The sequence below is a fragment of the Streptomyces sp. NPDC007088 genome (assembly GCF_042869355.1).
In the GTDB taxonomy this organism is placed as follows: Bacteria; Actinomycetota; Actinomycetes; order Streptomycetales; family Streptomycetaceae; genus Streptomyces.
Genome location: NZ_JBIAFO010000001.1, coordinates 201,043 through 221,198, shown reverse-complemented (window position 1 = coordinate 221,198; position 20,156 = coordinate 201,043). Strand labels below are relative to the sequence as shown.

At 70.2% G+C, this 20,156-nt stretch carries 15 protein-coding genes and 1 tRNA gene; 6 read left to right on the top strand and 10 right to left on the bottom strand.

The window, feature by feature from the left end:
• Positions 1-39 precede the first annotated feature (39 nt).
• Positions 40-1,491, bottom strand: coding sequence for an ankyrin repeat domain-containing protein (locus tag ACFYMP_RS00980; RefSeq protein WP_388848363.1), 1,452 nt, complete (start codon positions 1,489-1,491; stop codon positions 40-42).
• 161 nt (positions 1,492-1,652) lie between these two features.
• Between ACFYMP_RS00980 and ACFYMP_RS00975 the strand changes: the two genes are divergently transcribed.
• The 4 genes from ACFYMP_RS00975 (at position 1,653) to ACFYMP_RS00960 (ending at position 7,920) form a co-directional block, all read left to right on the top strand.
• Positions 1,653-1,991: a chorismate mutase gene (locus ACFYMP_RS00975; protein ID WP_388848360.1), complete on the top strand. Its 339-nt coding sequence runs from the start codon at positions 1,653-1,655 to the stop codon at positions 1,989-1,991.
• A gap of 73 nt (positions 1,992-2,064) precedes the next feature.
• Positions 2,065-4,596 (top strand): aminopeptidase N, encoded by a 2,532-nt coding sequence (gene pepN / locus ACFYMP_RS00970; protein WP_388848357.1) that lies wholly within the window; start codon positions 2,065-2,067, stop codon positions 4,594-4,596.
• Between the two features lie 436 nt (positions 4,597-5,032).
• Positions 5,033-6,436, top strand: coding sequence for a pyridoxal phosphate-dependent decarboxylase family protein (locus ACFYMP_RS00965; protein WP_388848354.1), 1,404 nt, complete (start codon positions 5,033-5,035; stop codon positions 6,434-6,436).
• Positions 6,433-7,920: a lysine N(6)-hydroxylase/L-ornithine N(5)-oxygenase family protein gene (locus ACFYMP_RS00960; RefSeq protein ID WP_388848351.1), complete on the top strand. Its 1,488-nt coding sequence runs from the start codon at positions 6,433-6,435 to the stop codon at positions 7,918-7,920. Before ACFYMP_RS00965 ends, ACFYMP_RS00960 begins: the two co-directional genes overlap by 4 nt.
• 74 nt (positions 7,921-7,994) lie before the next feature.
• On the opposite strand, the gene ACFYMP_RS00955 is transcribed toward ACFYMP_RS00960, so the two are convergent.
• Complete coding sequence (locus tag ACFYMP_RS00955) at positions 7,995-9,803, bottom strand: bifunctional metallophosphatase/5'-nucleotidase (RefSeq protein WP_388848348.1); 1,809 nt, start codon at positions 9,801-9,803, stop codon at positions 7,995-7,997.
• A 271-nt stretch (positions 9,804-10,074) separates the two neighbouring features.
• Here ACFYMP_RS00955 and pyk point away from each other — a divergent pair, with 271 nt between their 5' ends.
• The gene (pyk, locus tag ACFYMP_RS00950) at positions 10,075-11,511 is read left to right on the top strand and encodes a pyruvate kinase (protein WP_388848345.1); all 1,437 of its coding nucleotides are present in this window, start codon (positions 10,075-10,077) and stop codon (positions 11,509-11,511) included.
• Between the two features lie 57 nt (positions 11,512-11,568).
• Here pyk and ACFYMP_RS00945 read toward each other — a convergent pair whose 3' ends face one another.
• The 3 genes from ACFYMP_RS00945 to ACFYMP_RS00935 form a co-directional block, all read right to left on the bottom strand.
• Positions 11,569-12,357, bottom strand: coding sequence for a helix-turn-helix domain-containing protein (locus ACFYMP_RS00945; protein ID WP_388849519.1), 789 nt, complete (start codon positions 12,355-12,357; stop codon positions 11,569-11,571).
• Positions 12,358-12,505: 148 nt separating this feature from the next.
• Positions 12,506-13,276, bottom strand: coding sequence for an IS630 transposase-related protein (locus tag ACFYMP_RS00940; protein ID WP_388848342.1), 771 nt, complete (start codon positions 13,274-13,276; stop codon positions 12,506-12,508).
• A gap of 108 nt (positions 13,277-13,384) precedes the next feature.
• Positions 13,385-13,459: transfer RNA gene (locus tag ACFYMP_RS00935), tRNA-Leu, on the bottom strand.
• 102 nt (positions 13,460-13,561) lie between these two features.
• Here ACFYMP_RS00935 and ACFYMP_RS00930 point away from each other — a divergent pair.
• Positions 13,562-14,227, top strand: a complete 666-nt coding sequence (locus ACFYMP_RS00930) for an ANTAR domain-containing response regulator (protein WP_388848339.1) — start codon at positions 13,562-13,564, stop codon at positions 14,225-14,227.
• An 82-nt stretch (positions 14,228-14,309) separates the two neighbouring features.
• Here ACFYMP_RS00930 and ACFYMP_RS00925 read toward each other — a convergent pair whose 3' ends face one another.
• The 5 genes from ACFYMP_RS00925 to ACFYMP_RS00905 all read right to left on the bottom strand — a co-directional run bounded on the left by ACFYMP_RS00925 (position 14,310) and on the right by ACFYMP_RS00905 (position 20,095).
• On the bottom strand, positions 14,310-15,026 hold the full coding sequence (locus ACFYMP_RS00925; RefSeq protein ID WP_363145945.1) for an ABC transporter ATP-binding protein: 717 nt from the start codon (positions 15,024-15,026) through the stop codon (positions 14,310-14,312).
• Positions 15,023-16,009: an ABC transporter ATP-binding protein gene (locus ACFYMP_RS00920; protein ID WP_388848335.1), complete on the bottom strand. Its 987-nt coding sequence runs from the start codon at positions 16,007-16,009 to the stop codon at positions 15,023-15,025. The genes ACFYMP_RS00925 and ACFYMP_RS00920 overlap by 4 nt, the downstream gene beginning before the upstream one ends.
• A gap of 3 nt (positions 16,010-16,012) precedes the next feature.
• Positions 16,013-17,806 (bottom strand): branched-chain amino acid ABC transporter permease, encoded by a 1,794-nt coding sequence (locus ACFYMP_RS00915; protein ID WP_388848332.1) that lies wholly within the window; start codon positions 17,804-17,806, stop codon positions 16,013-16,015.
• A 5-nt stretch (positions 17,807-17,811) separates the two neighbouring features.
• Complete coding sequence (locus tag ACFYMP_RS00910) at positions 17,812-18,741, bottom strand: branched-chain amino acid ABC transporter permease (RefSeq protein WP_388848329.1); 930 nt, start codon at positions 18,739-18,741, stop codon at positions 17,812-17,814.
• Positions 18,742-18,865: 124 nt separating this feature from the next.
• A complete protein-coding gene (locus ACFYMP_RS00905) occupies positions 18,866-20,095 on the bottom strand; it encodes a branched-chain amino acid ABC transporter substrate-binding protein (protein ID WP_388849516.1) in 1,230 nt (409 codons plus the stop codon).
• Positions 20,096-20,156: the final 61 nt, after the last annotated feature.

Below are 20,156 nucleotides of genomic sequence, written 5' to 3'. Positions count from 1 at the left end.
CGGCGGCACCGCCGCGTCCTCGCCCCAGCCGCCCGCCGGCTAGAGAGCCCGCACCCGCACCGCCGTCGCCGCCAGCCGCCGCCGCGCCCCCGCGTCCGCCACCAGGGCCACCGCGTCCACCGCGAGCGCCCTCGCGGGCTCCCCGGGCGGGCTGTCCGCGAGCAGCGCCGCGAGCACCGGTACGGCACGCGGGTCGCCGCGACGCGCCAGAGCCGCCGCCGCGTGCGCCCGGACCACGGGGGAGTGGTCGTCGAGCAGCCCCGCCAGCGCCTCCCGCACCCCGCCCGCCCGCGCGGCCGGCTCCACCGGGTCCCGCAGAGCCTCCGCCGCCCGCTCCCGCACCTCCGTCACCGGGTCCCGCGCCAACGCCACGAGCGCCCCGACGCCGCCCGACCGCCCCGCCAGCGCCCCGGCCACCGCCGCCCGCACCCGCGCCCAGGGACGCGTCGCGAGCGCGACCAGCTCGGGGACCGCCGCGGGATCGCCGTACCGGGCCAGGGCAGCCGCCACCGCCACCAGCGGCTCCGGCTCCCGCGAACGACGCGCCAGCCCCCGCAGCAGCGGCACCGCCCGCGCCTCGCCCCACCCGGCCAGCACGTCCGCCGCCAGCGCCCGCCGCGCCTCGTCCTCCCACGCGCACCACGCCGCCACCGCCGCGAACGTCTCCTCGTCCCGGCGCTCCACCAAGGCCCCGACGGACCGCGCCCAGTTGTCCAGCCCCCGGCCCCGCACCCCGTCCCGCAGCGCCCGGCCCGCCAGCTCCGCGCGCGCCGTCACGATCCCCGCCTCCCGCTCCAGCAGCGTGCACACCGCCCCGTGGCCCGTACGCCGCTCGGCCGACCCCACCGGCAGCCCCGCACGGAACGCCTCCGCGACCACCGTCAGCCCGCCGTCCTCCACGACCTCCCGCACGAAGACCTCCACGCCCGGCCCCGCGCCGCCCGCCCCCTCCAGCGCCGCCCGCTCCGCGTCCGCGCGCACATCGCCGGACAGGGCCGCCCACGCCGCCGCGAGCGCCGCCCGCCCGCCCCGCGCGCCGTACGCCCGCAGACACCGCACCGTGGAGAACGAGCCACCCGCCGCGGCCACCACCAGAGGCCGCTCACCCCCCGGAGCGGCCCGGTCCGGATCAGCCCCCGCCGCGAGCAACACCTCCGCCACCCCCGCGAAGCCCAGGGCCACCGCCCAGTCCAGCGCCCGGAACCCGAACTCCTCGACCCCGTCCACCTTCGCCCCGGCCGCCAGCAAGGCCCGCACCACACCCACGTGCCCACCGCAGGCCGCCCCGCACAACGGCAGGTCACCGGCGCCACTCAGCTCGTCCGGATCGGCCCCCGCCGCGAGCAGCAACCGCACCACCCCCGGCTCGTCCCGCACCGCCGCCGCGTACAGCGCCGTCTGCCCCCGCGCGTCCACACTGCGCGCCGACACCCCGCGACGCAGCAGACCCAGCACCGCGTCCTCGTCCCCGGCCTCCACCGCCGCGAACAACGCCCCCGCGTCACCTGTCCGAAAACCGCTCCTTACCGTGCCCATGCCGCGACTGGTACCCCCGCGAGCGCCGGAAAGGCAAACAGGACCCCGGACGCAGGAGCGCCCGACACGGACCCGCACCCCCACACCCCGGCCCCCGCCCCGTAAGCTGCCCCACCATGACCACCAGCAACGCCGACGACGCCCGCGCCGAACTCCTCCGGCTGCGCGACAGCATCGACAACATCGACGCCGCCGTCGTCCACATGCTCGCCGAGCGCTTCAAAGCCACCCAGCAGGTCGGCCACCTCAAGGCCATCCACCACCTGCCCCCGGCCGACCCCACCCGCGAGGCCGAACAGATCGCCCGCCTGCGCCGCCTCGCGGAAAGCGCCAAGCTCGACCCCGCCTTCGCCGAGAAGCTCCTCAACTTCATCGTGGCCGAGGTCATCCGCCACCACGAACGCATCGCCGAGGAGAAGGCCGGCACCCAGCCCCGGGGGACCACCGCCGACTGAACCCGGTCCCCCCGGCGGCAGCACACCTCACCACCCCGCACGGTCCCCGTGCGGGGTACGGCAGCATGTCCCCATGCCCGTACTGACACGCGAAGAAGCCCGCACCCGCTCCGCCCTCCTCGACGTCCACCACTATCAGGTCGACCTCGACCTCACCCACGGCGAGGAGACCTTCGACTCCCGCACCACCGTGCGCTTCACCGCCCGCACCGGCGGCGACACCTTCCTCGAACTCAAGCCCGCCACCCTGCACTCCCTCAGCCTCGACGGCACCCCCCTCGACCCCGAAGCCCTCGCCGACAACCGCTACCCCCTCACCGGGCTCGGCGCCGGCGAACACGAGATCACCGTGCACGCCGCGATGCGCTACTCCCGCACCGGCGAGGGAATGCACCGCTTCACCGACCCCACCGACGGCGAGAGCTACGTCTACACCCAGCTCTTCATGAACGACGTCCAGCGCGTCTTCGCCGCCTTCGACCAGCCCGACCTCAAGGCCGTCTTCACCCTCGGCGTCACCGCCCCCCAAGGCTGGACCGTCCTCGCCAACGGCATCACCGAACACCACGGCGAGGGCCACTGGAGCGCCGCCCCCACCCCCCTCGTCTCCACCTACCTCGTCGCCGTCGCCGCCGGCCCCTGGCACTCGGTGCGCACCGAACACCGCGGCCTCCCCTTCGGCCTGCACTGCCGCCGCTCCCTCGCCCCCCACCTCGACACCGACGCCGAGGAACTCCTCGACATCACCCGCGCCTGCTTCGACCGCTACCACGAGAAGTTCGACGAGCCCTACCCCTTCGACTCCTACGACCAGGCGTTCGTCCCCGAGTTCAACGCCGGAGCCATGGAGAACCCCGGACTCGTCACCTTCCGCGACGAGTTCGTCTACCGCTCCGCCGTCACCGACACCGAACGCCAGACCCGCGCCATGGTCGTCGCCCACGAAATGGCACACATGTGGTTCGGCGACCTCGTCACCCTCAGCTGGTGGGACGACATCTGGCTCAACGAGTCCTTCGCCGAGTACATGGGCTACCAGACCCTCACCGAGACCACCCGCGAGGACGCCCCCGGCCGACCCGTACGCGACTGGTGCGCCGACACCTGGACCGACTTCGCCGTCGCCCGCAAGTCCTGGGGATACGACGCCGACCAGCGCCCTTCCACCCACCCCGTCGCCCCCGACCCCGACGCCGTCCCCGACACCGCCTCCGCCCTCCTCAACTTCGACGGCATCTCCTACGCCAAGGGCGCCTCCGCCCTGCGCCAACTCGTCACCTGGCTCGGCGAGAAGGACTTCCTCGCGGGCATCAACACCCACTTCGCCCGCCACAAGTTCGCCAACGCCACCCTCGCCGACTTCATCGACAACCTCGCCTCCGCCACCGACCGCGACGTCCACGCCTGGGCCGCCGCCTGGCTGCGCACCACCGGAGTCGACACCCTCACCCCCCGCCTCACCCCCGGCCCCGACGGCCACACCCTCACCGTCGACCACCAGGGACAGCGCCCCCACCGCATCGCCGTCGGCGTCTACGACCACGACCCCGTCGACCCCGACCGCCTCGTCCTGCGCGCCCGCCCCCTCCTCGACCTCCCCGCCCAGGGCCCCGCCACCACCACCCTGCCCGGCCAGGCCCCCGCCCTCGTCCTCCTCAACGACCACGACCTCAGCTACGCCAAGGTCCGCTTCGACGACCCCTCCTGGACCACCGCCCGCACCCACCTCTCGGCCGTCAGCGAGCCCCTCAGCCGCGCCGTCCTGTGGAACGCCCTGCGCGACGCCGTACGCGACGGACACCTCAGCCCCGAGCAGTACCTCGACGCCGCCCGCACCCACCTGCCCCGCGAAACCGACCTCGCCGTCGTCTCCGGCGTCCTCACCTTCGCCACCAGCCAGGTCGCCGACCGCTACACCACCCCCGCCGCACGCCCCGCCGCCCTCAGCACCCTCGGCGACCTGTGCCGCGACCTGACGCGCCGCACCGAGAGCGGCGACCACCCCGGGCTGCGCCTCACCGCCGTCCGCACCGCCATCCGCACCACCACCCGCCCCGAAACCCTCCAGGACTGGTACGACAACGACACCGTCCCCGGCGGACCCGAACTCGACCCCGAACTGCGCTGGAGCATCCTCGCCCGCCTCGCCGTCCTCGGCGCCACCGACGAGGCCACCATCGCCACCGCCCTCGACCAGGACCCCAGCGCCACCGGCCAGGAAGGCGCCGCCCGCTGCCGCGCCGCCCTGCCCGACCCCGAGGCCAAAGCCCGCGCCTGGCACTCCCTCTTCGAGGACGACACCCTCTCCAACTACCTGTTCACCGCCACCGCCCAGGGCTTCTGGCAACCCGAACAGCACGAACTGACCGCCGCCTACGTCAGCCAGTACTTCCCCGCCGCCACCGCCCTCGCCCAGCGCCGCGGCCCCGCCATCGCCCAGGCCGCCACCCGGTACGCCTTCCCCGGCCACGCCGTCGACAGCGAAACCCTCCGCCTCGGCCGCGCCTGCCTCGCCGCGGACACCGCCACCCCCGCCCTCGCCCGAGGACTCGCCGACCAGCTCGACGACCTCGAACGAGCCCTGCGCGTACGCGAAAACGCCTGACCCGGCACCCCGCCCACCGCGACCCGGACAGCACCGCCCCGACGCCGGGCGGGCCGGCACCCCACCGGCCCGCCCGGCGTCGCGCATGACCGGCCCGCCGCGAGGACGACGGCGGGGGCTTACCGGCCGCCGCGACGACGACGGCGAACGCCCGCCAGCCCGCCATCTGCCGGGTCCTGCGCCCCTCGGCCCCGCGCCTCCAGCCCCAGCCCCCGGGCCCCGGCCCCCGGCCCCCGGCCCCCGGGCTCCGGGCTCCGGGCTCCGGGCTCCGGGCTCCGCGCGGGACCGCCCCCATACCAGAACTGGCGCCCCCGCCGCCGGTTCACCTCACCCCCATACCCCTTTCGGGTCCCAGTCGTTGGGCTTACCGGGCCGCCCCCGTCAACACTCCGAACAGACGGCCGCCCCACCCCGAGCGCAGCGGAAGGACCAGCCCATGACCGCCCCACCACCCCTCGCCGGCGGACCGAACGGGCCCGACGCCCTGCGCCCCCTCCTCGACACCGTCCTCACCGCCCTCGCCGAAGGCGCCGCGCAACGCCGAGGCCCCCTCCCCGCCGGCGGACCCACCCGCACCGCCACCCGCACCCGCAGCGCCACCGACCCCGTCCTCCCCGACACCGGCAGCGACCCCCACACCGTCCTGCACACCCTCGTCACCGCCCTCACCCACGGCGCCGCCGACCCCGCCCACCCCCACTGCGCCGCCCACCTGCACTGCCCACCCCTCGCCGTCGCCACCGCCGCCGACCTCGCCGCCAGCGCCCTCAACCCCTCCCTCGACTCCTGGGACCAGGCCCCCGCCGCCACCGCCCTCGAACAACTCGTCACCCACACCCTCGCCACCGAAGTCCACGGCCACCCCCAGCACCCCGGCACCCCCCGGCCCGACGCCCTCGTCACCACCGGCGCCACCGAGGCCAACCAGCTCGCCGCCCTCCTCGCCCGCGAGAAAACCACCCCCGACCGGCCCCTGCGCCTCCTGCACGGCGCCAACGCCCACCACAGCGTCCCCCGCGCCGCCTGGCTCCTCGGCCTCCCCGCCACCCCGCCCCTGCCCACCCCCCGCGGCGTCCTCGACCCCACCACGCTCCACCACGCCCTCCAGGACCACACCGGACACCCCGTCCTCGTCACCGCCACCGCCGGCACCACCGACGCCGGACTCATCGACCCCCTCCCCGCCCTCGCCGACCTGTGCGCCCACCACGGCGCCCGCCTCCACATCGACGCCGCCTACGGCGGAACCCTCCTCTTCAGCCCCACCCACCGCCCCCTCCTCGACGGCCTCGACCGCGCCCACACCGTCAGCCTCGACCTCCACAAACTCGGCTGGCAGCCCGTCGCCGCCGGACTCCTCACCCTGCGCGAGCCCACCGACCTCGCCCCCCTCAACCACCAGGCCGACTACCTCAACGCCGACGACGACACCCAAGCCGGCATCCCCGACCTCCTCGGCCGCTCCCTGCGCACCACCCGGCGCCCCGACATCCTCAAAATCGCCGTCACCCTCCGCACCCTCGGCCGCACCGGACTCGCCCAGCTCATCGACACCGTCTGCGCCCAGGCCCACACCCTCGCCGACCTCGTCACCGCCCACCCCCGCCTCGAACTCCACTCCCGCCCCACCATCAGCACCGTCCTCTTCCGCCCCACCCACAGCGAGGACCGCACCGTCGCCCACCTGCGCCGCAGCCTCCTGCACGAAGGCACCGCCGTCCTCGGCCGCGCCCACCTCGACGGCCGCCTCTGGCTCAAAGCCACCCTCCTCAACCCCCACACCACCACCGCCGACCTCACCGCCCTGCTCACCCTGGTGGAAGGACACCTCGACCGATGACCACCGCACCCCGCCCCACCCCCGAAACCCCGCACCACCCCACACCCGCCCACTCACCCCGGCCCACGCCGCCCCACGACACCGACACCCCCCACGACCTCGTCGGCATCGGCATCGGCCCCTTCAACCTCTCCCTCGCCGCCCTCGCCCACACCCTCCCCGCCACCACCCCGCCCCTGCGCACCGCCTTCTACGAACAACAAGCCGCCTTCCACTGGCACCCCGGCCAGCTCATCGAAGGCAGCACCCTCCAAGTCCCCTTCCTCGCCGACCTCGTCACCCTCGCCGACCCCGCCAACCCCTGGTCCTTCCTCAGCTACCTGCGCACCCGCGACCGCCTCTACCCCTTCTACTTCGCCGAGCGCTTCCACATCCAGCGCGCCGAATACGACGCCTACTGCCGCTGGGTCAGCGACAACCTCCCCGGCCTCCACTTCGGCCATCAGGTCGACGCCGTCCGCTGGAACACCGAACGCCACCTCTTCGAAGTCGACTACACCCAGACCGACCACGAAGGAGAAGCCGAAGCCCTCGGCCGCGCCTACACCCGCAACCTCGCCCTCGGCATCGGCACCGCCCCCTACGTCCCCGAACCCCTGCGCCCCCTCGCCGAAGCCCCCACCGTCCCCGTCGTCCACTCCGCCGACTACCTCGCCCACCGCGAACGCCTCCTCGCCGCAGGCCACATCACCGTCATCGGCTCAGGACAGTCCGGCGCCGAGATCTACCTCGACCTCCTCCGCCACCGGCCCCCCGGCCACGAGAAGATCACCTGGCTCGCCCGCACCCCCGCCTTCGCCCCCATGGAGTACTCCAAACTCGGCCTCGAACACTTCACCCCCGACTACACCCGCTACTTCCACCACCTCCCCGAAACCACCAGAGACGCCCTCCTGCCCCAACAGTGGCAACTCCACAAAGGCATCGACACCGACACCCTCACCGCCATCCACGAGGAGCTCTACCGCCGCACCCTCCACGGCGGCTGGCCCGACACCACCCTCACCCCCGGCGTCACCGTCCGCACCGCGGGCCGCGTCGCCACCAGCCGCATCGAACTCCACCTCGAACACCGCCAACAAGGCACCCGCTCCCGCCTCGCCACCGACGCCGTCGTCCTCGCCACCGGCTACCGCGAACGCCCCCTCGACCAGCTCCTCGCCGGCCTTGACCCCTACCTCCACCGCGACACCGCCCACCGCCCCCGGATCGACGAGCACTACCGCCTCACCCTCGACCCCGCCATCAGCGACACCGGCTCCCACGTCTACGTCCAGAACGCCGAACGTCACACCCACGGAGTAGGCGCCCCCGACCTCGGCCTCGCCGCCTGGCGCAGCGCCACCATCCTCAACCACCTCACCCGCGCCACCCCCTACCCCCTCCCCAGCCGCACCGCCTTCACCACCTTCGGCCTCACCCCCGACCAGCCCCGCCCCCAGCCCCACCCCGCCACCGTCATCCGCCTCACCGAACAACGCTGACCCCACCCACCGCGCCGGAACACGACAGCGGCCCCGCAGGAGAACCCACGGGGCCGCCGCACACCACCCGACGCTCAGAACAGGGGCACACCCTCCCGCGTCAACCGCCAGTCCACCGAGGCGAAGACAGCCGGATCGATCGAACCCGCCGCCCGCACCCACCCGATGATCGTGTTCCGGATCTCGTCGGAATCCGCCCACACCTGCCGCGCCTGCGCCACATGCGGGAAGTTCCCCCCACCACTCGCCCGGTAGTTGTTCACCGCCAGTACGAACTGCGCCGACCCCTGAACCGGCGTCCCCCCGAACGACAGACCCACGATCCGCGAACCCACCGGCCGCGACACGTCGATGTCGTACGTCACCCCCGACACCGCGTCGTAGTTGTAGTCCGGCGTCCCGTCCGCGTTCGTCAGCTTCGCCACATCCACCGGCGCCCCCACCGCCGTCCGCACGAAATACTTCGCCGAGAACTCCAGGTAGTCCTTCAACTGCGCACCCGTGATCAGACGCGCCTCCAGAGTGTTCTCGAAGGTGTACAGACCCGCCGCGTCCCGGATCGTCACCTCACCCGCCGGAACCACCGCCGTCCGCGAGAAACACGAAGCCTGCGACAACACCGGCAACGAGGCGAACTCCCCACCCGCGAGCGCCTCCCGCACGGTCTGCGCCTGCACATGATTGATCAGGTCGATCAGCGGAACGTCCTTGTACGCCCCCTCCACGGTGTCCATCGCCACCACCGAGGTACCGATCACCTGATTCACATACGCCACGACCTTCTTGTGCTCCCCCGACAACAAGCGCGTGATCCGCCGGTCCTCCTCCACCGCGTTCGAGTTCAGCACCCGCGAACCCGCCCGCTCCACCGACCAGCGACCCCGCTCCAGCACCAGATCGAAGTCGAACACCGTCAGCCGCTCACCCCACTTCAACGGCTCCGACAGCACGACCTGCCGCCCCGACTCCTTGTTCGTCACCCGGCGCTCCGGAATCTCCACGTGCGCGTGCCCCACCAGAATCGCGTCGATCCCCGGCACCCGCTCCGCCACCAGGGCCGCCGCGTTCTCCACATACGGCAACTGATCACCCCAGGACGAAGAACCGTCCGCCCCCGAATGCGCCGCCACCAGCACCACGTCCGCACCCATCGACCGCAGCCTCGGCACCCACTTCGCCGCCTGCTCCTCCAGCCCCGGGAACGCCAGCCTCCCCTGCACGTTCGCCTTGTCCCAGATCGCGATCCCCGGATTCGTCAGCCCCAGCACCGCCACCCGCACATCCCGGCCGTACGGAGTCCGCAAGCGCTTCATCACATACGGCCGGAACGCCGGCTTCAAGGACTTCGCGTCCACCGCGTTCGCCCCCAGCAGCGGGAAATCACACTGCTCCTCGAACTTCCGCAGCACCTCGATGCCGTAATTGAACTCGTGGTTGCCCAGCGCCGCCGCGTCATAACCGATCGCGTTCATCGCCTTCGCCATCGGATGCACCGGACCACGCCGCGCCGTGATCGGGTCCACCCGCGCGTAGTAGTACGACAACTGCGTGCCCTGGATCGTGTCGCCCGCGTCGATCAACAGCGTGTTGTGCCGGCCCCGCTCCGCACGCACCCGCTCCACCAACGTGGAGATCTTCGCGAGCCCCACGTCATTGTGCTGAGCGTCGTCGTACTCCTTATCGGTGAAATAATCCCAGTTCAACGCATTGCCGTGCAGATCCGTCGTGCCCAGCACCGAGAACGAGTAGCGCCGCCCGCGACCCGGCCCGTGCCCACCGCCCCGCCCGGCCGCCGCCGCCGGGGAAACCGCCGCACCCGCCAGCGCCACCCCCGCCCCCGTCGCCGCCGACGTACCCAGGAACGACCTGCGATCCAACGCCATCACCCAGCTCCTCACCACTCGTCACGACGGCCGGAACACCCCACCGCCCCACGGACACAACGCGCGTAGATTCTGACGCAGCAACACCCCGAACAACACCCCTCCCGCGTTTCCATCAGATGACCACCAGCCTCACCCGCACCCCACGCAAGCGCTCATCGGAGCACCCCCGCGCACACTTCAACAATTGTCAAGTTCCCTACACCCGAAGGACGTTGAACAGTCACCCCCGACTAAACCCCTACCCGCCGGTAAGCCCTAGGCTCGACCCATGCGCCGAGCAAAAATCGTCTGTACCCTGGGCCCCGCCACCGACTCCTACGACCAGATCAAAGCCCTGGTCGAAGCCGGAATGGACGTAGCCCGCCTCAACCTCAGCCACGGCAGCTACGCCGAACACGAGGAGCGCTACCACCGCGTGCGCGAAGCCGCCGAGGAAACCGGCCGCAGCGTCGGCATCCTCGCCGACCTTCAAGGCCCGAAGATCCGCCTCGGCCGCTTCAAAGAAGGCCCCGTACTCCTTGAACGCGGAGACACCTTCACCATCACCGTCGAAGAAGGCGTCCAAGGCGACCGCCACCAGTGCGGAACCACCTACGCCGGCCTCGCCGCCGACGTCACCCAGGGCGAACGCATCCTCGTCGACGACGGCAAGGTCAGCCTCGAAGTCGCCGCCGTCGAAGGCCCCCGCGTCATCACCACCGTCGTCGAAGGCGGCATGGTCTCCGACAACAAGGGCCTCAACCTCCCCGGCGTCGCCGTCTCCGTCCCCGCCCTCTCGGAAAAGGACGTCGAAGACCTCCGCTGGGCCCTGCGCACCGGCGCCGACGCCATCGCCCTCTCCTTCGTCCGCAGCGGCCGCGACATCAACGACGTCCACCGCGTCATGCGCGAGGAGAACCGCCGCCTGCCCGTCATCGCCAAGGTCGAGAAACCCCAGGCCGTCCAGAACATCGCCGACATCGTCGACGCCTTCGACGGCATCATGGTCGCCCGCGGCGACCTCGGCGTCGAAATGCCCCTCGAACAGGTCCCCATCGTCCAGAAGCGCGCCATCAAACTCGCCAGGCGCAACGCCAAACCGGTCATCGTCGCCACCCAGATGCTCGACTCGATGATCGAGAACTCCCGCCCCACCCGCGCCGAGGCCAGCGACGTCGCCAACGCCGTCATCGACGGCACCGACGCCGTCATGCTCTCCGGCGAGACCAGCGTCGGCAAATACGCCGTCCAGACCGTCCAGACCATGGGACGCATCGTCGAGGCCGCCGAGGAGGACATCCTCGCCCAGGGCCTCCCGCCCCTCACCGACCGCGACAAGCCCCGCACCCAGGGCGGCGCCGTCGCCCGCGCCGCCGCCGAGATGGGCGACTTCCTCGGCGCCAAGTACCTCGTCGCCTTCACCCAGTCCGGCGACACCGTCCGGCGCCTCTCCCGCTACCGCTCCCCGATCCCGCTCCTCGCCTTCACCCCCGACAAGGCGACCTACGCCCAGCTCACCCTCTCCTGGGGCGTGGTGACCTTCCTCGGCCCGCACGTCGAGTCCACCGACGCGATGGTCGATCAGGTCGACGAGATGCTGCTCAAACTCGGCCACTGCCAGAAGGGCGACGTCGTCGTCATCACCGCCGGCTCCCCGCCCGGAGTCGCCGGCTCCACCAATCTGGTCCGCGTCCACCACATCGGCGAGGACGACTCACCGAAGTAACGGCGCACGAAGTAACGGCGCACGAAGGCGGGTTGCCGGGGCCGGGGTACTGGACGGTCAGTACTTCGGCCCCACGTGCTGGTCCATGAGGGCTACGGAGGCTTTGCGGGCCACGGAGATGTTGTACGGGACGCCGTGGCGGAAGCACGAGGTCCACTCCACGCCCAGTCGGTCGAGCGTGTCCGTATAGAGGCGGCGGATGTCGTCCGAGACGTTGGTGAACCAGTAGCGCGGATACTCGTAGCGTTTCCGCTCGCCACCGACCACGCGCGTGGTCCAGTTGGTGATCCGGCAGCCGTCGGAGTGGATCAGGCCACGGACGAAGCCCCAGGGGTGGGCCTCGACCACAGCCTGTTGCCAGCTTTCGAGCCGGATCTCCCGGTCGTGCTTCTTGCCGGGGCCGTGCTGGGGGAAGAGACAGGGCAGGTGCTGGGAGTAGACCTTGATGTTGTGGCAGCCCGTCCGGCGCACGCGGCAGGTCGCGTTACCCGGGAGCACTGCCCGCATGGCCGCCTCGCACTCGTCCTGAATGCCGGGCCACGCGTCGTCCAGCGTGATCATCAGGCTCGGGGCCCGGTGTTCCGAGTAGAGGCTTATGTGCCCGTCGCCCAGATAGAGGCCGAGGAGATACGAGTACGCCGCGTCGGCGAGAGGGGATTCGTCGCACCGTGGGCAGAAACTGCGCTTGCGGCCGGGGTTTTCGCCTCGCTTGGCCAGGTCGACATGTTTCCAGTAGCCGATTGTCCCTTTCGGGACATGCAAGAGGCGTGCGACCTCGGCGTTGGACATACCCTCGCGCAGGAGTGACAGTGCCTGCCGGCGCGTCTCGAATGGGTGGAAGAGCATGTGGCTCACGGTCGAGCATTGAGGGCCGACTCGGGCGGGAGACGGAGTACTTTCACCGCATGGGGGGAATGCGGGGTGTCGCTGTCGGCGCTCGAACCCGCGAACTCTCCTGAGAGGGGGCCTCGGGGCCGACGGGGGCATCCACGTATCAGTACTTCGGCCCCACGTGTCGGTCCATGAGGGCGACTGAGGCCTTGCGGGCCACGGAGATGTTGAGAGCGCGCTTGTCGCGGTGCAGAACTGTCCACTCGACGCCCAGTGTGTCGAGAGTGGCGCAGTACAGACCCCGGATGTCGTCAGATCTGTTGGTGAAGAAGTAACGGACATATTCGTAGCGCTTCAACTCGCCTGCGATGGTCCTCTGTGTCCAGTTGATGATGCGAGAGCCGTCGGAGTGGATGAGCCCCCGGACGAAGGCCCACGGATGTGCGTCCACTACCTCCTGCTGCCAGTTCTCAAGGAAGATATGACGCTCATGCTTCTTACCCGGCCCGTGTTGGGGAAAGAGGCAAGTCCAGTGCTTGCTGCTGCTGGAGACCGCGACACAGCCCTCGCACTGCGTGCGCCAGACGTTGTTGGGGAGCACGGATGCCATGGCCACCGCACAAGCCCTGATCAGTCCGGGCCACGTGTCGGCACAGGCGATCCGAAGGGTGTGGACCCCTCGCCGCCCGGTGCTGAGGCAGCCGTCACCCAAGTAGAGCCCGAGCAGATAGGCGTAAGCCGCTGGATCCGCAGGTTCTTGCGGCGAGCTCTGGCAGCGGCAGCAGGAGGAAGCGACTCGGCCCCGTGGGAGGAGGCGCTTCTGCCACTCCCTGATGGTCGCCCTGGCTACGCCGGTCTGCTTGCTGACCGAGTTGAGGCTTCGACCACTTTCCAGGAGAGCTAGCACGCGGACACGCGTATCGATGTCATACACACGAGCGACGGTGGTGGACGCGAAGAACCCGCACGGGAAAATCGGAGATCAAAGGCCCCGAACGAGTGAAACCAAGGGGCGGCACGTGACCTTCGAAAGCAAGGAAAGTGCCCCAGGTGGGATTCGAACCCACACTGTCCGCTGTTTGAGAGCGGCCTCTCTGACCGATTGGAGTACTGGGGCCTTCGAAAACAAGGGAGGGTCACCCCCTGTTCGGGACTACCTTACCGCAGCTAGGTACCCTCTCCATAGCAGTACCCACCTGCCCTGAAACAAGGAGCAACCGTGAGCGCCCCCGAGTCCGAGTCGCCCCAGAACGTCGCTGACGACGACAAGTCGCACGTGCCTCCGCTGACCACCCGTGTCGTCATCGCCGAGGACGAGGCCCTCATCCGGCTGGATCTCAAGGAGATGCTGGAGGAGGAGGGCTACACCGTCGTGGGCGAGGCCGGGGACGGGCAGCAGGCCGTGGAGCTGGCCCGGGAGCACCGGCCGGATCTCGTGATCCTCGATGTGAAGATGCCGGTGCTGGACGGGATCTCGGCGGCCGAGAAGATCGCCGAGGAGTCGATCGCCCCGGTGCTGATGCTCACCGCCTTCTCGCAGCGCGATCTGGTGGAGCGGGCCCGGGACGCGGGGGCGATGGCGTATCTCGTGAAGCCCTTCTCGAAGAGCGACGTCGTCCCGGCCATCGAGATGGCGGTGTCGCGGTTCACGGAGCTGCGGACGCTGGAGAAGGAGGTCGCGGACCTCTCGCAGCGGCTGGAGACGCGGAAGCTGGTGGACCGCGCGAAGTCGGTCCTGCAGACGGAGTACGGGCTCACCGAGCCGGCGGCGTTCCGGTGGATTCAGAAGACGTCGATGGACCGGCGGATGTCGATGCAGCAGGTGGCGGAGGCCGTGATCGAGGACGCGGCGGAGAAGAAGGCCGCCAAGGAGCAGCCGAAGTAACCGAAGTTTTCCTGTCTTCACGACGCGAAAAGGGCCGTACCGGTGGAATTCCGGTACGGCCCTTTCCGTAGGGGCCGGGCGATCAGTCCTCGCCGAGGTACGCCTTGCGGACGGATTCGTCGTGGAGGAGGTCGGCTCCGGTCCCGGAGAGGACGATGTTGCCGATTTCCATGACGTGACCGTGGTCGGCGAGGGAGAGCGCTGCCTGGGCGTTCTGCTCGACGAGCAGGATGGTGGTGCCCTGCTTCTTGAGTTCGACGATGGTGCTCATGATCTTCTGCATCATGATCGGCGAGAGGCCCATGGAGGGTTCGTCGAGCATGAGGAGTTTCGGCTGGGACATGAGGGCGCGTCCCATGGCGAGCATCTGCTGCTCGCCGCCGGAGAGGGTGCCGGCGGCCTGCCTGCGGCGCTCTCCGAGGATGGGGAAGAGGTCGTAGGCGTGCTGGATGTCCTTGGCGATGCCCTCGGTGTCGTTGCGGAGGTAGGCGCCGAGGCGGAGGTTGTCCTCGATGGTCATGCGGGGAAAGATGTGCCGGCCCTCGGGGGAGTGGGCGAGGCCGAGGGCGACGATCTGGTCGGCGCGGTACTGGTGGAGCGGTTTTCCGTCGAAGGTGACGGTTCCGGCGAGGGGCTTGATGAGGCCGGAGAGGGTGCGCAGGGTGGTGGTCTTGCCGGCGCCGTTGGTGCCGATGAGGGTGACGATCTCGCCTGCCTGGACGGAGAAGCTGATGCCTTTGACGGCCTCGATCTTCCCGTAGGCGACGCGGAGGTCCTGGACTTCGAGCAGGGCGGTCACTTGGTGTCCTCCGCGGTGGTGTCGGCGGGGGGTTCGTCGGTGGTGGCGTCGGTCGCGTTGCCGCCGGTGGTGTTCCCGGTACGGGGCCCCGCCGTCGTACCGGTGTCGTCGCCCGTCGTGGTGCCGGTGCCCGTCGTGGCCGCGGCCTCGGCGGCCTGGATCTCGGCGAGGGACTCGTCCTCGGGGCTGTTGTCCATGGGGGTGCCGAGGTAGGCGGCGACGACGCGTTCGTCGGCCTGGACGATGTCGGGGGTGCCTTCGACGAGTTTCTGTCCCTGGACGAGGACGGAGACGCGGTCGCAGAGGTTGAAGATGAACCGCATGTCGTGCTCGATGACGAGGACGGCGGTGCCCTGGTCGCGGATGGCGAAGACGAGTTCCTCGGTGGCGCGGGTCTCCTGGGGGTTCATGCCGGCGGTGGGTTCGTCGAGCAGGAGGAGGCCGGGGTCGCTGGCGAGGGCGCGGGCGATTTCGAGCTTGCGCTGTTCGCCGTAGGGGAGGTTGCGGGAGAGGTGGTCCGCTTTCCCGGCGAGTCCGATGAATTCGAGGAGTTCCATCGCGCGGGCGGTGGAGGCGGCTTCGGCTTTCTTGAAGCCGGGTCCGCGCAGGAGGGCCGAGAAGAGTCCTTCGCGGGTGCGGGTGTGGCGTCCCACGAGCACGTTCTCAAGGACGGTCATGTTGGCGAAGAGCCGGATGTTCTGGAAGGTGCGGGCGATTCCGGCTTTGGTGACGAGGTGGGGTTTGGGGGGCAGGGTGGTGCCTTTGTAGGCGACGCGTCCTTCGGTGGGGACGTAGAGGCCGGTGAGGCAGTTGAAGAAGGTGGTCTTCCCGGCGCCGTTGGGGCCGATGAGGCCGACGATTTCCCCGGTGTTGACGGTGAGGTCGACGTCGCGTACGGCGGTGAGTCCGCCGAAGCGCATGGTGACGCCGGTGGCTTCGAGGACGGCGGTGGCCGTTTCGGGCGGGGTCTGGGTGGTGGTCATGGTTCAGGCCCCCGCTTTGGTGACGCCGGTGGCGTGTTCGGGAAGTCGTTGTCCGGGCACGGCGAGCTGGTCGTTCTCGTGGAATTCGAGTTGCTTGCGGCGGTCGGGGACGATGCCTTCGGGGCGCAGCCGCATGAGCAGGATGAGGGCGAAGCCGAACAGGAGGAGCTGGTAGTCCTGCATGAACTGGAGCTTGGCCGGGATGAGGTAGAGCAGTGCGGCGCCGATGAGGGGGCCGGAGATGGTGCCCATTCCGCCGAGGATGACGGCGGCGATGAGGAAGGCGGAGTTGGGCGGTGCGGAGCCGGCGAACTTGTACTGCTCGGGGGTGACGCTGTAGGAGACGTGGGCCTGGACGGTGCCGGCGAGTCCGGCGAGGGTGGCGCCGAGGGCGAAGGCGAGGAGTTTGAGGCGGAAGCCGTTGATGCCCATGGCGGAGGCGGCGGTCTCGTCCTCGCGGATGGCGACCCAGGCGCGGCCGATGCGGGACTGTCCCGAGCGGTGGAAGACGAGCAGGACGATCGCGGTGAAGACGAGCATCAGCAGGTAGTAGTTGCCGGACCTGCCGAGGGTGAATCCGAGGACGTCGTGGGGGAGCCCGAATTTGAAGCCGAAGAATTCGAGGTCGGGGATGTTGGGGATGCCCTGGGAGCCGTTGGTGACGTCGGGGCCGCTGTTGCCGTTGAGGTTGTTCATGGTGATCCGGAAGATTTCTCCGAATCCGAGGGTGACGATGGCGAGGTAGTCGCCGCGCAGGCGCAGGGTGGGCGCGCCGATGATGACGCCGAAGACGAGGGAGACGGCGGCTCCGGTGAGGACGGCGAGGGGGAAGGGGAAGTGGACGCCGATGGTGGACTGGGGGGAGCCGGAGACGAGGGCGGCGGTGTAGGCGCCGACGCCGAGGAAGGCGACGTATCCGAGGTCGAGGAGTCCGGCGAGGCCGACGACGACGTTGAGCCCGAGGGCGACGGTGGCGAAGATCAGGATGTTGGTCCCGATGAGCGCGTAGGTGTCGTTGTCCTGGGTGAAGGGGAAGCAGATCGCGGCGACGAAGGCGGCGGCGAGGGTGATCTGCCGGTGGCGGGCGGTGAGTTCGCTCAGGCGGCGCATGAGGCCGGCGCGGGCGAGGCCGAGGGTGCCGAGGACGACGAGGAGGAGGTATCCGACGAAGAGTTCGGAGTACTCGGTGTCGATGCCGAAGGTGAAGACGTAGAGGCCGATGCCGAAGGCGACGGCGATGACGAGGATCTCCAGCCAGGCGGGGAGGGTGCGTTCGGCCCGGTGGGGTGCGGGTGCCTGGAAGGCGCGGCGCAGGGGGACGTCGGTGGTGCCGGGGTGGGTGCCGGCGGGGACGTCGTGGGGCAGGCCGAGGGCGGCGGCGAGGGCGAGGGCGGAGCCGGCGAGGGAGATCCAGGCTCCGGGGTCGAGGGCGATGAGGCCGTCGAGTTTCACCGCGATGGCGATGACGGTGTAGGCGGTGGTGGCGAAGGTGCCGAGGGCGAGGAAGCGGACGGCGCTGTGGGGGCCGCCGGGGGTGAGCCAGCGCAGTCCGGGGGTGTGGAGGGCGCTGAGGGTGAACAGGGCGGTGAGGAGGGCTCCGGTGAGGGTGACGAGCTGGAGTCCGCCGGGGTATCCGGTGACGGTGAGGTCGCCGGGGAATTCGTCGGTGTAGGTCCAGGAGAGGAAGGTTCCGGCGAAGGCGAGGACGGCGCCGGCGAGGGTGCCGTAGCGGGCGGCGGGGGCCGGGAGGCTGAGGACGGCCTCGGTGGGGGCCGTGGGGTGCGTGGTGTCTGTCATGGTGATCAAGCCCTGTCCGCGACGCGTTCGCCCAGGAGGCCCTGGGGTCGGAGGAGGAGGACGACGATGAGGAGCACGAAGGCCCAGACGTCCTTCCATGCGCCGCCGCCGAAGAGGTCCATTCCGGGGACGTCGCCCATGTAGCCGGTGGCGAGGGATTCGGCGACGCCGAGGACGAGTCCGCCGAGCATGGCGCCGTAGAAGTTTCCGATGCCGCCGAGGACGGCCGCGGTGAAGGCTTTGAGGCCCATGATGAAGCCCATGTAGAAGCCGATTTGGCCGTTGTGGAGGCCGTAGCCGACGGCGGCGACGGCGGCGAACGCGGCGCCGATGGCGAAGGCCATGACGATGATGCGGTCGGTGTTGATGCCCATGAGCTTGGCGGTGTCGGGGTCCTGGGCGGTGGCCTGCATGCCGCGTCCGGAGCGGGTGCGGGAGACGAAGAAGCCGAGGACGAGCATGCAGATGGGGGCGGCGATGATGATGAAGAGGTCGCCGCGCTGCACGGTGGCGCCGAGGACGTGGAAGGGGTCGCCGTGGAACTGGGGGAAGGAGATGTCGGACTTGGCGTCGGGGTAGAAGGCCCAGACGAGTTGCTGGAGGAAGAGGGAGAGCCCGATGGCGGTGATGAGGGGGGCGAGCCGGGGGGCGCCGCGCAGGGGCCGGTAGGCGAGTCGTTCGGCGGCGGTTCCGACGGCGACGGAGCAGATGACGCCGCCGATGATCATGAGGGGGATGACGGCGAGGAGTGGTGAGCCGTCGGGGAGGAGGCTCCAGACGGTGTAGGCGCCGAATCCTCCGATCATGAAGATCTCGCCGTGGGCGAAGTTGATGAGCTGGACAATGCCGTAGACCATCGTGTAGCCGATCGCGATGAGTCCGTACATCGCGCCGAGGATGAGTCCATTGGCCAGCTGTTGCGGCAGTTCGTGCACCGCAGGGCCTCCGTGGGGTGGTTCGGATAAGGCGCCGCGCGGGACGCTGTGAGCGGTTCCCGCGCGGCCTGGTCAACACGTGTGAGGGCCGGCCCTCAGGGTGCGTGGCCGGGTCGGGCCCTGGTCAGGGCTTGTAGACCTCGCTCTTCTTGGGGACCCACTTGCCGCCGTCCACCTCGTAGGCGGTCATCATCGTGTTGGTGGTGTCTCCGAACTCGTCGTACGAGACGTCGCCGGTGACGCCGCTGAACTTGACGGTGCTCATGGCGTCGAGCACCTTGGCGCGGGCGTCGCCGGGGAGTTTGCCGTCGTTGTCCTCGACGGCCTTCTTGACGGCTTCGATGATGGACCAGGTGGCGTCGTAGGTGCCGCCCCCGTAGGCCTCGTAGTCGTCCTTGTATCCGCCCTGCTTGTAGTCGGAGATGAACTGCTTGGCGGAGTCGAGCTGTTCGACGGGGGCGCCGACGGAGGTGGCGAGGTCGCCCTGGGCCTTCTTGTTGAGCTTGATGAAGTCGGCGCTGTAGATGCCGTCGCCGCCCATGAGCGGGATCTTGCTTCCGCTGTCCTTGAGCTGCTGGCTGAGGGGGCCGGCGGCGGGGTACTCGCCGCCGTAGTAGACGGCCCCGGCGTTCTTGCGCTTGACCTTGGCGACGACGGCGTTGAAGTCGCGGTCGTCGGGGTTGATGTGGTCGGCGCCGACGATCTTCCCGCCGAGCTTGGTGAAGGTCTCCTTGAAGGAGGCGGCGAGGCCGGCGCCGTAGGTCTTCTGGTCGTCGATCAGGTAGACCGACTTGATCTTGGCCGTCTCGTAGAGGTAGTTGGCGGCGAAGGAGCCCTGCACCTGATCGGTGGTGGCGGTGCGGAAGAAGGTCTTGAAGGGGCGCTTCTTGTCGCCGCTCTTCCAGGCGTCGCCCTGGGTGAGTTCGGTGCCGGTGTTGGCGGGGGAGATCTGGGTGAGGCCCGCGTCGTTGAACGGCTTCTGCATGGACTGCGAGACGTTCGAGTTGAGGGGGCCGACGACGCCGAGGACCTTCTTGTCGCCGATGAACTTGGTGGCGTTCTGCTGGCCGATGGAGGGCTGGGCCTGGTCGTCGAGCGGCTCGATCTTGAACTGGACGCCTGGGACGAGGTCCTTCTTGTTGGCGATCTTGGTGGCGAGGTCGGCGGAGTTGCGGATGCCGAGGCCGAGGGCGGAGAGGTCACCGCTGAGGGGGGCGTCGACGCCGATGACGACGGTGGTCTTCTTGCTTGAGCCGTTGGTCTTGTCGCCGCCGGAGCTGTCGTCGTCGTCGCGCGATCCGCAGGCGCTGAGGGTCAGCGCGCCTGTGGTGAGCACGGTGGTGAGGATGAGCAAGGAACGGTTTCGCACGGGTGGGTCCTTTCCTGGCGCGGCCTCCTCGCTTGAGGTGCCGTGT

What these genes read in the sequence shown, in the direction of transcription:
- ACFYMP_RS00975 (WP_388848360.1), top strand. Translation starts at nt 1,653, where the DNA reads ATGACCACCAGCAACGCCGACGACGCCCGCGCCGAACTCCTCCGGCTG.
- ACFYMP_RS00960 (WP_388848351.1), top strand. Translation starts at nt 6,433, where the DNA reads ATGACCACCGCACCCCGCCCCACCCCCGAAACCCCGCACCACCCCACA.
- pepN (WP_388848357.1), top strand. Translation starts at nt 2,065, where the DNA reads ATGCCCGTACTGACACGCGAAGAAGCCCGCACCCGCTCCGCCCTCCTC.
- ACFYMP_RS00955 (WP_388848348.1), bottom strand. Translation starts at nt 9,803, where the DNA reads ATGGCGTTGGATCGCAGGTCGTTCCTGGGTACGTCGGCGGCGACGGGG.
- pyk (WP_388848345.1), top strand. Translation starts at nt 10,075, where the DNA reads ATGCGCCGAGCAAAAATCGTCTGTACCCTGGGCCCCGCCACCGACTCC.
- ACFYMP_RS00920 (WP_388848335.1), bottom strand. Translation starts at nt 16,009, where the DNA reads ATGACCACCACCCAGACCCCGCCCGAAACGGCCACCGCCGTCCTCGAA.
- ACFYMP_RS00915 (WP_388848332.1), bottom strand. Translation starts at nt 17,806, where the DNA reads ATGACAGACACCACGCACCCCACGGCCCCCACCGAGGCCGTCCTCAGC.
- ACFYMP_RS00945 (WP_388849519.1), bottom strand. Translation starts at nt 12,357, where the DNA reads ATGCTCTTCCACCCATTCGAGACGCGCCGGCAGGCACTGTCACTCCTG.
- ACFYMP_RS00965 (WP_388848354.1), top strand. Translation starts at nt 5,033, where the DNA reads ATGACCGCCCCACCACCCCTCGCCGGCGGACCGAACGGGCCCGACGCC.